At 61.7% G+C, this 12,826-nt stretch carries 15 protein-coding genes; 4 read left to right on the forward strand and 11 right to left on the reverse strand.

Translation table 11 applies throughout. The annotated features are described in order from the left end of the window. Positions 1-69: 69 nt before the first annotated feature. The 11 genes from AC07VY_RS18325 to AC07VY_RS18375 form a co-directional block, all read right to left on the reverse strand. Entirely contained in the window at positions 70-2,427 is a 2,358-nt protein-coding gene (locus AC07VY_RS18325) for an MMPL family transporter (RefSeq protein WP_495098703.1), read from the reverse strand. Beyond that, positions 2,424-3,356: a lysophospholipid acyltransferase family protein gene (locus tag AC07VY_RS18330; protein ID WP_495098704.1), complete on the reverse strand. Its 933-nt coding sequence runs from the start codon at positions 3,354-3,356 to the stop codon at positions 2,424-2,426. The genes AC07VY_RS18325 and AC07VY_RS18330 overlap by 4 nt, the downstream gene beginning before the upstream one ends. Then, positions 3,353-3,652 (reverse strand): 3-hydroxyacyl-ACP dehydratase FabZ family protein, encoded by a 300-nt coding sequence (locus tag AC07VY_RS18335; RefSeq protein ID WP_495098705.1) that lies wholly within the window; start codon positions 3,650-3,652, stop codon positions 3,353-3,355. The genes AC07VY_RS18330 and AC07VY_RS18335 overlap by 4 nt, the downstream gene beginning before the upstream one ends. Position 3,653: 1 nt before the next feature. Further along, positions 3,654-5,012, reverse strand: a complete 1,359-nt coding sequence (locus AC07VY_RS18340) for an AMP-binding protein (protein ID WP_495098706.1) — start codon at positions 5,010-5,012, stop codon at positions 3,654-3,656. Beyond that, a complete protein-coding gene (locus AC07VY_RS18345) occupies positions 5,009-5,473 on the reverse strand; it encodes a hotdog family protein (protein ID WP_495098707.1) in 465 nt (154 codons plus the stop codon). Before AC07VY_RS18345 ends, AC07VY_RS18340 begins: the two co-directional genes overlap by 4 nt. Beyond that, on the reverse strand, positions 5,470-6,270 hold the full coding sequence (locus AC07VY_RS18350) for a beta-ketoacyl synthase chain length factor (RefSeq protein ID WP_495098708.1): 801 nt from the start codon (positions 6,268-6,270) through the stop codon (positions 5,470-5,472). Before AC07VY_RS18350 ends, AC07VY_RS18345 begins: the two co-directional genes overlap by 4 nt. Further along, positions 6,267-7,460 carry a beta-ketoacyl-[acyl-carrier-protein] synthase family protein gene (locus AC07VY_RS18355; protein WP_495098709.1) on the reverse strand — a complete coding sequence of 398 codons (1,194 nt, stop codon included), beginning with the start codon at positions 7,458-7,460 and terminating at the stop codon, positions 6,267-6,269. The genes AC07VY_RS18350 and AC07VY_RS18355 overlap by 4 nt, the downstream gene beginning before the upstream one ends. A gap of 120 nt (positions 7,461-7,580) precedes the next feature. Next, on the reverse strand, positions 7,581-8,255 hold the full coding sequence (locus tag AC07VY_RS18360; RefSeq protein WP_495098710.1) for a polysaccharide deacetylase family protein: 675 nt from the start codon (positions 8,253-8,255) through the stop codon (positions 7,581-7,583). Positions 8,256-8,430: 175 nt separating this feature from the next. After that, positions 8,431-9,018: a LolA-related protein gene (locus AC07VY_RS18365; protein ID WP_495098711.1), complete on the reverse strand. Its 588-nt coding sequence runs from the start codon at positions 9,016-9,018 to the stop codon at positions 8,431-8,433. 1 nt (position 9,019) lies between these two features. Continuing rightward, positions 9,020-9,664 (reverse strand): COG4648 family protein, encoded by a 645-nt coding sequence (locus tag AC07VY_RS18370; protein ID WP_495098712.1) that lies wholly within the window; start codon positions 9,662-9,664, stop codon positions 9,020-9,022. Continuing rightward, a complete protein-coding gene (locus AC07VY_RS18375; protein WP_495098713.1) occupies positions 9,661-9,948 on the reverse strand; it encodes a phosphopantetheine-binding protein in 288 nt (95 codons plus the stop codon). Before AC07VY_RS18375 ends, AC07VY_RS18370 begins: the two co-directional genes overlap by 4 nt. Positions 9,949-10,266: 318 nt before the next feature. On the opposite strand from AC07VY_RS18375, the gene AC07VY_RS18380 reads away from it, so the two are divergent. The 4 genes from AC07VY_RS18380 (at position 10,267) to AC07VY_RS18395 (ending at position 12,813) form a co-directional block, all read left to right on the forward strand. Beyond that, positions 10,267-10,806, forward strand: a complete 540-nt coding sequence (locus AC07VY_RS18380) for a phosphatase PAP2 family protein (RefSeq protein WP_495119500.1) — start codon at positions 10,267-10,269, stop codon at positions 10,804-10,806. Between the two features lie 104 nt (positions 10,807-10,910). After that, the gene (locus tag AC07VY_RS18385) at positions 10,911-11,183 is read left to right on the forward strand and encodes an acyl carrier protein (protein WP_495098715.1); all 273 of its coding nucleotides are present in this window, start codon (positions 10,911-10,913) and stop codon (positions 11,181-11,183) included. Continuing rightward, a complete protein-coding gene (locus AC07VY_RS18390; protein WP_495098716.1) occupies positions 11,180-12,247 on the forward strand; it encodes a beta-ketoacyl synthase N-terminal-like domain-containing protein in 1,068 nt (355 codons plus the stop codon). Before AC07VY_RS18385 ends, AC07VY_RS18390 begins: the two co-directional genes overlap by 4 nt. Further along, positions 12,244-12,813, forward strand: coding sequence for a hypothetical protein (locus AC07VY_RS18395; RefSeq protein WP_495098717.1), 570 nt, complete (start codon positions 12,244-12,246; stop codon positions 12,811-12,813). The genes AC07VY_RS18390 and AC07VY_RS18395 overlap by 4 nt, the downstream gene beginning before the upstream one ends. Positions 12,814-12,826: the final 13 nt, after the last annotated feature.

Raw genomic sequence — 12,826 nt, forward strand, 5'->3', positions numbered from 1 at the left:
TCTACCGTGGTTAGCCAATGATTGTAGGTGTTGGCACCTGCAATCAATCCGAGAAGGAGGCGTGTGGTCTCAGGGTGTGTGCTGCGCATCCACGCGTTCCCGCGTCAGAATGGCGGCAAAGACCAGGGCCAGAAAAGCGCCCGGCGCCACGGTGCTGCCGATGGCTGCGAGTACCGGTACCTTGGACAGGCCCAGCAAACCAAAACTACCCACCGACGTCAGGTTGGCGACGAGCAGGGCGACTTGTGTTTGCTGCCGATAGGAGGCGCTGCCGGTCTGTGCGCCGCGGTCGAAGAACAGGGCGTAATTGGAGCCGACGGCAACCACCAGCAGCAAGCCAACCAGATGCAGGATGGTGAGTTGGGTGCCTTGTAGCAGCAGGACCGCGGTGACGCACACCACGGCACAAGCCAGCGGAGCGGCCACCCGCAGTGTGCGAACCCAGGAGCGCAGCGAAGCCATCAGCAGCGCGAGGATGAAGAGGCAGCCCAGGCCCGCCAGCCACAGGGCCTCGTGGCGATAGCCATCAAACAGGCTGCTGGACTCTTCCAGCATGTCGATTACGACGGCGTCGTTCAACCCCTTGGCGCGTAGCGCAGCATGCACCTGGTCCAGCGGGATGTTGTCCGTCAATGGGCCTTCGTCCATGGGTCGCACGGGCATCAACACCAGGTAGTCCGACGCGCGCGGCACCAGCATCGAGTCCACCATCAGTGCCGCCGAGGTGCCATCCAGATCCACGCGCTGCAAGGGCGGGTGTTGCTTTGCGGTTTGCAGGTCGGCCAGGAACGCGCCCAGACGCTCGGCCCGTACCGGCAAGCCTTGCAGCGCTTGCTGCAACCGGGTCTGTGCCTGTGCCTCGTCGGGTAGTGCGGCTTGCCTGGCACGCTGCATGGCCAGGCTGGGCAGTACCGTGGCGGGGGAGTTGAAGCCGGCGATCACCTGCTCTTTCGCCAGGCCTTGCAGCACGGCGCCAGCCGTTTCGGCCTGTTGCAGCGCGGTTTCCTGGTTCTTGGCTACAAGCGCCATGATGTAGCGTGTATTGGTTCCGCCCAGGTCGCCTCGCAGTTGTTCGTCCGCCCGCTGTTCGGACTTTGGCAGCGGATTGAGGCCGGAGAGTTGGCGATTCCAGATGCTGCCGTGGTGCAGCAGCACGGCGCTGGTGGCTGCCAGTGCCAACACGGCCACCGGCCAGCGCAGCGCGGCGGCGCGCCCGATGGCGTGATCGAGCCTGGCGGCAAGCTGGCTGAGGTCGCGCAAGGCCAATTGCTGTGGTGTCAGCACCGGCAGCACATAACGCGTGACCAGCACGGCGGCCACCAGGCCGCTGATGGAATACAGGCCCAGCTGGGCCAGGCCGGGGAAGCTGGAGCTCAGCAGGGCGGCAAAACCGGCGATCGAGGTCAGCACGCCAAGCCAGATGGTGCGCCAGAAACTGCCCGAGATCTGGCTGCTGCCGCGTTGCAGGAAGAAGTAGATCGCGTAGTCCACTGCTTCGCCGATCAGGGTGGTGCCGAAGCCCAGCGTCAGGCCGTGCACCTGGCCAAAGCCCAGGCTCACCGCGGCAATGCCGACCGCCACCCCGGACAGCACGGGCAGCAGGCTCAATACCAGCAGCATTGGTGAGCGGTACACCGCCAGCAGCAGGCAAACCACCAGCACAAAACTGGCGGTGGCCAGGCGCCCGACTTCTTCTTCAATGGTGTTGCGCGAGGCCGCCGATGACACACCGGCACCGCTCATCACCAGGCGGGCGTCCGCACTGCGTCCAGGCAGCGTGCCGAACAGGCTGCGGGCCGTGCTCACCGCCTGGGATTGCGCTTCGGTGTCGGACCCGGCGGCCTGGGTAAAGGCCAGCAGCAAGGCGCGTTTTCCGTCGCGCGAGGCCCAGGCGCCGTCGATGTTCTGTGGTTGGCTGAGGCCGGAAAACTGCTCCAGCAGTTGCAGGGTTTCACCCGTGGGGTCGCGTGCGAACAGGCGCTTGATGGTCATCCCCGCATCGCCGGACAACGCGTCGATGGAGCTGCTGATCGCTGCGTGCAGGCCGTCGGCTTCGAAGCGTGCGGGCGTGACGGCCGGGCTGAGCAGATAGCGGTTGTCGAAGAAGTAGGCGCGGTCATTCTCCTGGGTTTCTTCTTGCCCGTTTTGCACAGCGACAAACAGGCCGGTCTGTTGCAGCTCCTTGGCAAGGGCGCGTGACAGGCGGGCGCGTTCAGCGGCATTCCCACCCTCGATGCCCATCATGATCAGCCGCGCCACCGCGCCATGGCGCAATTGGTCGATCAAGAGTTGCTGGCGCGCGTTGGGCGTGCGGGGCATGAATGCCGATAGATCCGCCACGAAGTGGGTTTGCACGATCACTAGCAGGCAGGCCAGCATTCCGGCCAGCCAGAGAAAGAGCGGCAGCACATGCTGCTTGTTTTTCATGGTGCTGGCTCCCAGAATTCGAAGAAATTGAACCAGTTGTAGGGCGTTGCTTTGCAGTGCCGCTCCAGCGCCGCGGCGTATTTTTGCAAACTGTCGCGGACCGCCTCATCGCGCTGCTTGCGTGTGACGTTGGCAAAGTCGGCCAGTGGCTCGAAGTGCACCTCATAACGATTTCTGCCGCAGTACAGTCCGGTCATGAAGTAGACCGGGCGTCCCAGCATGGCCGCCATGCGAAAGGGGCCGGTCGGGAAGCGTGCCGGTGCTCCCAAGAATGGCAGTGTGAGGTATTGGTCCGGGCCGGTCGCACGGTCGGCCAGGACGCCGACCAGGGCACCGGTTTCCAGCTTGTGGTGGATGGTCAGCATGGAGTCGATTTGGCCCAGCGCGATGATGCCGGTGATCGCATCTGGATTGATAGCCGCCAGCGCGCGATTGAGCTGCCGGGCATTTTCTGGGTACATCGCAACGCAGGAGTCGAGATGGTTGCTGCGGCTATGGGTCAGCAAGACTTCGAAGCTGCCCATATGCGCGCCGAACAGCAGCATGCCGTGGTCCTTGCCCCTGCCCTGGTGGTCGATGATCGGCTCTGCACCAAACACCTGGATGTCAAACAGATTGACTTGGCCGTTGAGCAGGTAGAACCGGTCATGGATGGTGCTTGCAAACGCCAGGATGTGTCGGTACAGATCGACCCATGTAGCGGGGCGCTGCAGGGCTCGAGCGAGGTAGCTGCGTGAAGCCTTACGGGCGGTTGGTGCGGCCAGCAGAAAGTACAGGGCAATGCCATAGATTACGACGCGCGAGAGACGGCGTCCAAAAATCAAGGAAATGCGACTCATCAGCTGGAGCAGGAAAAAGCTGCCGCGTTCCTTGCGCTGCATCCATGCCGGCTTGTCGTCAAGCTGTTTGGAAGTGCTTGGTTCGCTCATGCGGCGGCACTTTGGGGTAAGGGAAAGCGGCCGCTGGCAATCTTGCGAGCTGCGCTGCGGATTTCGAAGCGCACTGCGGAGACGCCGACTTCAAAGTCGAGTTCGAGTACATCCGCGGGGGTGGCAGGGCTATGGAATTTGGCTTCGGCCAGTGCCTGGACGTAATAACCAAGTTGGGCTTCAATTGCTGTTTGCGCCCAATCCAGCAGCAGCACGCCGGGCACGATCGGGCGTCCCGGAAAATGGCCCGGGAACGCCGGGTGGTCCGCGGCAAATGGCAGGGGTACGACGGGCATCTCAGGTTTTCGTGGCAAGGTGTTTGGCACGCAGTTCGGTCAGGGTCGATGCGGTAAGTTTTCCATTGGCGTCGCGCGACAGGGTCGCAAGAAAGACCAGGGGCCGAGGTAGAAATACCGGGTCCACATGCTGGCGCAAGCTGGCCATGATGGTTGTGCTTGTCAGCGAGGGGGCCACGACAAAGGCGATCAGCCGCGGTGTTTCGTCGGCCGATGCGCTTTCGTGCATGCAGAAAACGCCGTCCTCCACGCCGGGCAGACTGAGCAGGAGCTGGTTGAGAAACGCCAGAGAATTGCGTTTGCCGACGATGTTGATCATGTCCGAGTTGCGACCCAGCAGGCGGAAGCGGTGTGGACTCAGCAGCTCCACCACATCGTTGAGTGTTTGTGGTGCGTCGAAGTGTTCGGCATGGGCGCAGGTCTGGTCTTGCCCCTGATCCTGTCGCAGCGTAATGCCGGAATAGGTTTCCCATTCGGTTCCCTGGGTCGGACGCCGGGTCGCCAGCGCACCGGTTTCGGTGGAGCCGTAGATTTCCACCATGGGCGCGTTCAATTGGGCTTCGACCTCCTTGGCCAGTTCCAGTGACAGCGGTGCCGTGGCCGACAGCACGGCGCTGACGCGTGGCAATGGGATCTGCGCGTCCATCAGCTTGCGCAAGTGAAAGGGAGTGGAAACCAGCAGGCGTGGCTCGGGCAGTTCGGCCAGAGCGCTGGCTACGTCGGCTGGAAAGAATGGTTGCCGCGCGCTGAACTGACCACCTCCAAAGATGGGCAGCAGCACCGTCGCTTCTAGTCCAAACATGTGCTGGGGCGACACGGTGCCTAGCACCGAGCAGGGGCCGCCGGCGGTCTCCCACATGCGCTCGGCCTCGGCAATGGCGCACTTGTGCATGCGCCAGAAGGTCAAGGTATGGGCCTGCGGCTTGCCGGTCGAACCCGAGGTGAAGATGCGGGCGATCTGCTGGGTACGCGGTATCAGTGGCATTTCCAGGGGGGCGTCGTATGCCGACGTGGCCGCCTGCGGAACCACCACATTGGGCATCTGCGCCAACACCGGTGTGACCTGCTCGTCTAGGCAGATGGCGTCGGGGAAGTCGGAGTACAGCGTAGCCATGTTTTCGGGGGCCGTGGAGTTCTGCAGCAGGCTCACCACGCCGCGGCTGATGGCTGCAAACAGGGCGACCGAGAACCAGTAGCGGTCCTTGCACAGGTTGAACGCATGTCCGGTCTGCGGCAGTTGCGCAGCCAGGGCCAGGACGTCACGCAGGAACTCGGCCTGGCTGACCGGGCGCTGGTTGCGGTAGGCGATGGTGCGGGTGGCCAGTGATTCGGGTAGGGGTAGTAGGGGCAGCGTATTCATGGCAGGGGAGCAAGGGGATTCTGGTGGGCTGCCGGGGGCTTGAGCATCACGCCAGCACGGCCACGCAGCAGCAGGCGGTCACCGCAGAGGATGCTGAAGTCGTACAGCAGGCTCACCTCGTTTCCCGATATGCGGCTGGCCTGGACCGTGAGCTCAGGGCCCGCATCGTCCAGCCTGGGTGCCCACCATTCCACGTTGCGCACACTGGTGAGGTAGCCGACTTCCGGGAGTTGGTCCACCGGAGCCAACAGGGCGCCATGCACCGCCATGGCCTGCGCCGCATATTCGATGCCGGCGCTGATGGGCAGTCCGTGCGCATTGCGCAGCGGGTTGCCGGGTGCCACGTGGCTGTGAGCGCAACACTGGATCTCGGAGTCGTTCCAGTGTCTGACCGCTTCCAGCAGGCACATGCTGCCCTGGTGTGGAATGTGATGCTGAATCCAGGTCCGGTCGATCTTCATGGTTGCAGCGTGACGGCAAGGTTGAGCCCCTGCAGGTATTCGATCATCAGATTTTGCGGTTGCTGCATGGCCAGGGCCGACAACAGCGGCAGTGCCCGCGCGGCGGGCACGTTGCGGCGCATGGCTTCGAGGTCCGGGGTGGGCATGGGCATGGTGTGGGCGGCTTCCTGGGTCAGCGACAGCGTCAGGCTGCACTGGGTGGTGGCGCTACGTTTCGGTGTCAGTAGCAGGGCCATGCCGAAAGGGTGTGCGACACCGCTCAGAGCATGCAGGGGTTGCGGATAGGGCGTGTCGAACGCCACCAGCAGACAGGGCTGGGCGTTGCTTCGGATCTGGCTGGCGGTTTCCAGCAGCGCGGCACCAAAGCCGGCATCATGCGCGCTCAGGCTGGTGGAGGGCTGCCGGCTGCCGGTGGCAATGCTCCAGTACCCGGCTGCCGCGTTGTGCACCGAATTGTGAAAGCGGGTGGGCGAAATGGCCCGGTCACTTGATGCCAGGGCTTCGAGGATCTGGTGGCAGTTGTCGCAATCGCCGGCACTCGATACGAACACCGAGCTCAAATGCTGCAGATCGATCGGCGACTGCAGGGCCGCGTCATAAGCAACCGCCATGGCCAGCTTGACTGTGATGCCCAGGCGACGGCGTTCCGCCGCCGGCAGGGAGTCGATGCTGGGCAGCTGCAAGGGCCTCGCCTGGTAGGTTTGCGGTGCGGCGAGCACGGCACGGGCGTGTGTCCATCCATCAAGCCCAGGTGCATATAAACCAACGCCGTCAACAAAAACCTGCAGGGCTGTCATGCCCTTTTCCTGGAGAACAGCAGACTGCAATTACTGCCGCCAAAGCCAAAGGAGTTGCTCAGCGCGTGGGTAATTGCCAGTTCCTGGTTCGCCAAAAGGTAATTGCAATGCAGGCGTGGATCGAGGGTACTGGTGCCGGTGCCACCAGGCAAAAAGTTATGGCGCAGTGCCATCGTACAGATCACGGCCTCCACGCCGCCGGCGGCTCCCAGGGTATGACCGGTATGGCCCTTGGTGGAGCTGCATGGGGTGGTCGTGCCGAACACCGCGGTCACGCCCAAATCTTCGGCGGCGTCGTTGCTGGGTGTAGCGGTGCCATGTAGGTTGATATAACCAATCTCCTGCGGCTGCAGGCCAGCCATGTCTAAGGCGGCCTGCATGGCCAGGCGCGCACCGAGTCCCTCGGGGTGGGGTGACGACATGTGGTGCGCGTCGCTGGATTCGCCGACTCCACTGAGCAGGATGTCGTCCGCCTGGGCCTGGTCGGCACGCTCGAGCAAGATGAAGGCGGCGCCTTCGCCAATCGAGATGCCGTTGCGCTCGGCGTCAAAGGGCATGCAGGGGCGGCTGGATATCAGCTGCAACGAATTGAAGCCATAGAGGGTTGTCAGGCACAGGGAATCGACGCCACCTACCACCGCTGCATCGATCAGGCCGCAGCCGATCATGCGTTGGGCAATGCCAAATACCTTGGCACTCGACGAGCAGGCGGTAGAGACCACGTAGGCAGGGCCCTGAATATCGGTGTAGTGGCGCACGAAATCCGCCACGGAAAACATGTTGTGGGTATGCCGGTAACTGTGGCTGACGGGCAGGGCGCCGCTGACAGGGTCGCGCTGGCGATAGGCCTGCTCCGAACTCAGAATGCCCGAAGTGCTGCTGCCCAGGAACACACCGATGCGTTTTCGGCCGTAGCGTTCGGCAGCGGCTTGCACACTCTGCATGAAATCGTCCTGCTCCAGGGCGAGCTGGGCCAGGCGGTTGTTGCGGCAGTCGAAGTCCTGCATGTCGGCGCGCATGGCCACCGCATCCAGGCCGTCGACCTCGCCCACACAGGTGGGCAGGTTCACCGTTTCCCAGGAGCGCGCCTGCAGGCCACTGCGCTGTGCGCGCAACGCACTCAGGGTGTCGGCAATGCCGCGCCCCAATGCGGTGGTGGTCGTGAATGTTTTTACTAATAATGGCTGCACGGCAAATTCACATGATGGAACGCTGAAATTTTACTTGACCAGGGCAGGTGTTCGGTCCGCAAGGCGCTGCCAAACGGGGCGCCTGCGCTCAGTGGCAGCCCACATCCAGAAGTTTCAGTTTCAGGGCTGCTTACAGGCTTGGGCCAGCGTGACAGGCGATAGTCCGCGCGCCCGGATGGCCTCCAGCAACCTGGGTAGCACGCTCACGATCAGGGGCTCGCCCGCAGGCGTGCGTGCGGCATTGCCGTCGTGCAGCAGCAAGATATCGCCGGCGGCGAGTTGGTGGGTCAGTCGCTGCAATACTTTGTCAGGATCTCGCTCCCGTGTATCGAAACCACGGCGCGTCCAACTGGCTAGCTGTAGGCCCAAGCCATGCAGTACCGGGTCCAGAAAGGGGTTGCGCAGGCCGGCGACTGCGCGATAGAAGCGCGGAGTTTGGCCGGTGATGCGCTGCAGGATGTGTTGACCGTCCAGAATTTCGCGGCGCCAGCCTGTGGGGCCTGAAAGCGACAGGAGTGTCGGGTGGCGTGCCCCGTGGTTTTCAATGCGGTGCCCGGCAGCCAGCATGGTTCGGCACAGTTCTGGATGCGCAGCGGCGCGCTCGCCAATGCAGAAAAACGTAGCGTGGACGCCGTGCCGCGCCAGGATGGATAGGACCTGCGGGGTCACCTGGGGATCGGGGCCGTCATCGATGGTGATGGCCACTTCGGCCCGCTGCACCGCGGCGTTGGGGAGACGCACCAGGTTGGCACCCAGGCAGGTGCTGCGTGGCCACAGGCCGGCAGCGGTCAACATCAGTTGACTCAGTAAGATGGTGGCTGCAGCCCAACGCCATTCCTGTGGGTGGATTACCAGTAGCAACAATGCTGCGCCATGCAGCGCTAGCTGGATCAGTAGAAACGGCCCGGGGCGCCAGGTGCGTGGCCTCGTGGGGTCGGTCTGCGCTGGCCTTGTGCTGTTCAAGGTGCGATCACTTATTGGAGATCGTCATTTCGAGGCGGTCACCATCGACCTGGTCAAAGGCGATGGCCTTGATGTTCGCGTCGGCACCGCCAATACGGACTTGGCGCACGACCTTGCCTACTGATTTTTGCACCGGCGTCAGTGTCAGCTGCCATTTGTCTTGCGTGCCGGTGAAGTCGACGGTGTAGTTCTTTTCAAGGGCGGTCTGGTCGCCGCTGAGCGTGCCCCGGATGCTCTCGACCAAAGCGGCAACTTCCGGGTGCTCTTGCAGACGCAGGTTGAGGGGGCGCTTTTCATACATGGTGACGGTCAGCTTGTCGCCGTCCAGCAGCATGGTTTCCGGGCGTGGCTTGAGGGTGTGTTTCTCCAGGCGGTCGGGCGCATCGAAGGACAGTTCACCGGAAGATTCCAATGGTTTGTCGAGAATGCCAATGTACTTTTTCTCGACGAAATTGGCTTTGCTGGAATTCTTTTGGGCCAGCAAATGCATCAGATCGGATAGTGCCCAGTCTCCGGCATGGCTGCTGGCGCACAAGGCCATGCCGGCGAAGGCGGCGAACAGTTGCAGTCGGAGAAGGAATGTCGGCAATGGCATGTCAGCGCTGCTCATAGGATCGATAGGCTTTGATAGTCTGTGCGATGCTGAAGTGGGGGCGGTCAGGCAGCACCCGCACACGAACCAGGTATTCGATGACAAATATCAGCCCGACGATCACAGGGGTGAGCAGGTTGGCGAAGTAGGACCAGGCGGTAATAGGCCCGTAGAAGAACAGGCCCACCGACACGACTCCGCTGGCAACAAAGTACACGGTCCAGATCAGCGTGACTTTCCATGTGTAGCGCATGTAGACCGGATCGGCCGGTCCCTGCAGCATCAGGCGTGTGACGCGTGAGCACAGTGCGTCGGCGTCACCACCTCCCAGGGTACTGCCAAATGTGGTGGCCAGCAGAACCATGGTGCCGGCATGCTGCACGAAATACAGCCAGTTGATGTGGTTGCGCAACTCATCGAGATGCAGCAGCACGGTAAGCGCCAGTGCGGCAAGCAGGGCCAATGCCAACCAGCGAATGCGGGAATGCCATGCAGCCAGCAAGGCCATGACCGTCAGCGGTGTGACGCCCAGCGCAAGCATCAGCAAGCTGGGGCGTTCGTCGATGGTCAGCAGGTGGCTGAAAACCAGATATGCAGCGCCTGCGATGGCGATCGTCGCGATCACCAACAACCGCGTGAGCCGGTTCACTTGGTGCGCTTGTCCGCGATATAGGCACTCAGGCTACGCAGCGATTTGAAGATCTTGAAGTTGTCGTCACCTTCGGTCTTCATCTGAATGCCATATTGTTTGGACACCACCAGCGCAATTTCCAGGATATCGATGGAGTCCAGGCCTAAACCATCGCCGTACAAATCGGAGTCAGCTTCGATACTCTCTGGTGCGACCTCAAGATTCAGCGCCGAGACTATGAGTTGTGCAACCTCGTGCTCAAGTTCTGCAATGGTCTTGGCGGCACTGGATGGGTTAGTCATTGTGCAAAAAGGTTTCGTGGAATAATCGGTTCGCGGCGCGACATGGCCTGATACCGGTGGCAGCGCTTCTAGTTAAAGATTCTTGCTGCCGAGTTTGTTGCAATTTGTAGCAATGCGCGATTTGGTCGCTATCACAAATAGCTTTAATTCTAACCCACCAGCATGCCGACCAATTCCCATGCCCAACCTGCTGTTGATTGGCGCAAAAAATTTTTGAATGACTTCTGGTTCAAATTCATTGGCACCAGTGCATTCATGTCGCTTTTCTTTTGGGCTTACTTCTTTTTGCTGAAGAACCCAGCGTTCCCGGTAACCATCATGCCGCTGACGGTGGTGGACCACTGGATCGGTTTTGCACCACTGGCCCTGATTCCTTATTTGTCACTTTGGATTTATTGTTCGCTGCCGGTGACCTTGATGCCAACGCGTACCCGACTGCTTAACTTCGGGTTCTGGATTGGCGCCATGTGCTTGCTCGCCTTGTCTTTTTTTTATTGGTTTCCGACTGCAGTGCCACCGGCCGATATCGATTGGGCGCAGTATCCCCAAGTAGCTTTTCTCAAAGGGGTGGATGCGGCCGGTAACGCCTGTCCATCGCTGCATGTGGCGGCGGCGGCGTATGCGAGTTTCTGGTTGTACTGGTTGGCGTGCGAGGCGCGCCTGGGGTGGCGTACGCAGTCGATTCAGATATTGTGGGGCATTGCCATTTTGTATTCCACCATGGCCACCAAGCAGCATGTGTCGCTGGATGTGCTGGCCGGTGCTGTGCTGGGTATGGTGTTTGCCTTGGCCTCGCGTTGGTTCGATCGCAAGCTGCAGTCAGTACGGCAGACTAGGGGTATGGGTGGCCAGGTTTAAAAATGAAATGTGGCGTTCATGGCGTGCGATGATTGATATTTATCCCATATGGCCTGGCAAGGTGATGAACCCCATGCATATGAGTGGCGGGCTTTCTTTAAACCATGAATGATCACGACATCGCATTTCGCGCTGAACTTAAAGCGCACATTCTTGCCGCTGTCGACAAGGCAGAACCTGTCGGCGGATTGCACGACGACGAGCCGTGGTTCGGCCCTGAGTCAAGACTGGATCTGGATTCGCTCGATGCCTTGCAAATCTCCATGGCGATTCAAAAAAAATACCGTGTACGCATGCCTGACAGCAAAGACACGCGCCGCGCTTTGGTCTCGCTGAAGACCTTGGCCGAATATCTACGTAGCCACCAACCTGCATGAAGCCGGTGTATCTCCCGGGTCGCGGACTGGCCTGTGCGCTGGGGCTGGAGCTGGGGGAGGCGCTGGTGGCGCTGCGCCAAGGCGGCTTCGCTACGGCAAATTATTCATTGAACGGGGAGGGCGCTGCCAGCTACCCTTATTGCGCCATTTCTTGCGTTGGCAATGATTGGAACGAGCGCGCGCGCGCGCTCGTGCAGCGCGTGGGGGCCGAGGCGGGCGCGCAACAGGTTCGCGGTGGTGCTTTGTTCATCGCCACTTCCTCGTTCGACATCGGGGCCGTGGAACATGGCGCCGCACAACTGGACTACAGCGCGTTCTCCGACAGGATCGCGGCCTGGTTGGACTGGACGGGGCCGGTGTACCTGGTCAACACGGCCTGCACCTCTAGCCTGAATGCTCTGCTCGCGGCCCATGCCCTGCTGAGCGTAGGCGAGGAAGATGAGGCGCTGGTTCTAGGCCTGGAGCTGGATAACCAGCTGACCTTGGGCGGCTTTGCTGCCCTGCAATTGCTTTCCTCCAGCCGCAGTCAACCCTTTGGTGCGCATCGCGATGGCCTGGTATTGGGTGAGGCGGTCGCAGCATTGAGGCTGTCCACGCGTGAGCCTTCGCGCTGGCAAATGTTGGGCGGTGCGAATGTGGTGGATGGCAAGCAACCGACCGGGGCTTCGGCCGCGGTCGTGGCGAGCATGACCCAACGCGCACTGGCGCAATGCGGCTTAACCACGGACGCAATTGACCTCATCAAGGTGCAGGCCGCGGGCAGCCCGGCCAACGATGCGGCCGAGGCGCAAGGGCTGCATGAAGCGTTTCAAGTCATGCCCGCCTTGGTCTCGCTTAAGGCCGCGATCGGACACGCCATGGGCGCGTCCGGCGCGGCGGAGATCGCGCTGCTCACCGCCTGCCTGGATCACGGTCACGGTGCATGGCCCACCTATCCAGATACGGTGGATACGACCTTAGGCGTCGATCTGGTCGCGCATCAGCCGGATTCTGTGCGCCGTGTTATGGCGACCATACTCGGATTCGGTGGCAGCCATGCCGCAGTCGTGCTGGAGCGCGCATGAAAGGCCTCTTCATCAGTGGCCGCTGCATCGCCGCGCCGCCTCCCGCAGACTGGCGCGAACAACTGGCACAAAAGCTGGGCGCGAAGCCCCGTCGCATCGGTGCTTGGGCGGAGTTGGGGCTGTATGGCGCCTTGTGCTGCATGGCGGATGCGGGTGAAACGACCCTGCCACAGGATGCACTTCTGCTGCTCACCAGCCGGAGCGGCACCCATGCCGCGACCGGCATCGCCCTGGAGCAGATGCGTGAAGGTCTGCCGATGCCGCTGACGTTCTTGCAGACACAGCCGAGCCAGTTGCTGGCCATGGTGTCGGCGCAGTTGAACTGGGAAGGCCATGCCTGCTTTTTCGCGGGAGCGCGGGCACAGGCCTTGCTGCGCCTGGCGGAAGCCCAGGCCGGTGATGGCGGCGCGCTGATCGGCTGGGTGGATGATGTGGGCGACGTCAGTAATGGGGACGATGCGAATCGTGGCTCGACGAACTGGGTGCGTCTTCGCCGTGGCGGGCCGCAAACACAGGGTCTTGTTCCTGCATTTTCAGATGCAATGTTCTTGCCTGGTGGGGCGTGATGGGGGGTAAGAA

It is taken from the genome of Rhodoferax sp. GW821-FHT02C08 (assembly GCF_059421805.1).

What these genes read in the sequence shown, in the direction of transcription:
- AC07VY_RS18325 (WP_495098703.1), bottom strand. Translation starts at nt 2,427, where the DNA reads ATGAAAAACAAGCAGCATGTGCTGCCGCTCTTTCTCTGGCTGGCCGGA.
- AC07VY_RS18330 (WP_495098704.1), bottom strand. Translation starts at nt 3,356, where the DNA reads ATGAGCGAACCAAGCACTTCCAAACAGCTTGACGACAAGCCGGCATGG.
- AC07VY_RS18335 (WP_495098705.1), bottom strand. Translation starts at nt 3,652, where the DNA reads ATGCCCGTCGTACCCCTGCCATTTGCCGCGGACCACCCGGCGTTCCCG.
- AC07VY_RS18340 (WP_495098706.1), bottom strand. Translation starts at nt 5,012, where the DNA reads ATGAATACGCTGCCCCTACTACCCCTACCCGAATCACTGGCCACCCGC.
- AC07VY_RS18345 (WP_495098707.1), bottom strand. Translation starts at nt 5,473, where the DNA reads ATGAAGATCGACCGGACCTGGATTCAGCATCACATTCCACACCAGGGC.
- AC07VY_RS18350 (WP_495098708.1), bottom strand. Translation starts at nt 6,270, where the DNA reads ATGACAGCCCTGCAGGTTTTTGTTGACGGCGTTGGTTTATATGCACCT.
- AC07VY_RS18360 (WP_495098710.1), bottom strand. Translation starts at nt 8,255, where the DNA reads ATGTTGACCGCTGCCGGCCTGTGGCCACGCAGCACCTGCCTGGGTGCC.
- AC07VY_RS18365 (WP_495098711.1), bottom strand. Translation starts at nt 9,018, where the DNA reads ATGCCATTGCCGACATTCCTTCTCCGACTGCAACTGTTCGCCGCCTTC.
- AC07VY_RS18375 (WP_495098713.1), bottom strand. Translation starts at nt 9,948, where the DNA reads ATGACTAACCCATCCAGTGCCGCCAAGACCATTGCAGAACTTGAGCAC.
- AC07VY_RS18380 (WP_495119500.1), top strand. Translation starts at nt 10,267, where the DNA reads ATGCCGCTGACGGTGGTGGACCACTGGATCGGTTTTGCACCACTGGCC.
- AC07VY_RS18385 (WP_495098715.1), top strand. Translation starts at nt 10,911, where the DNA reads ATGAATGATCACGACATCGCATTTCGCGCTGAACTTAAAGCGCACATT.
- AC07VY_RS18390 (WP_495098716.1), top strand. Translation starts at nt 11,180, where the DNA reads ATGAAGCCGGTGTATCTCCCGGGTCGCGGACTGGCCTGTGCGCTGGGG.
- AC07VY_RS18395 (WP_495098717.1), top strand. Translation starts at nt 12,244, where the DNA reads ATGAAAGGCCTCTTCATCAGTGGCCGCTGCATCGCCGCGCCGCCTCCC.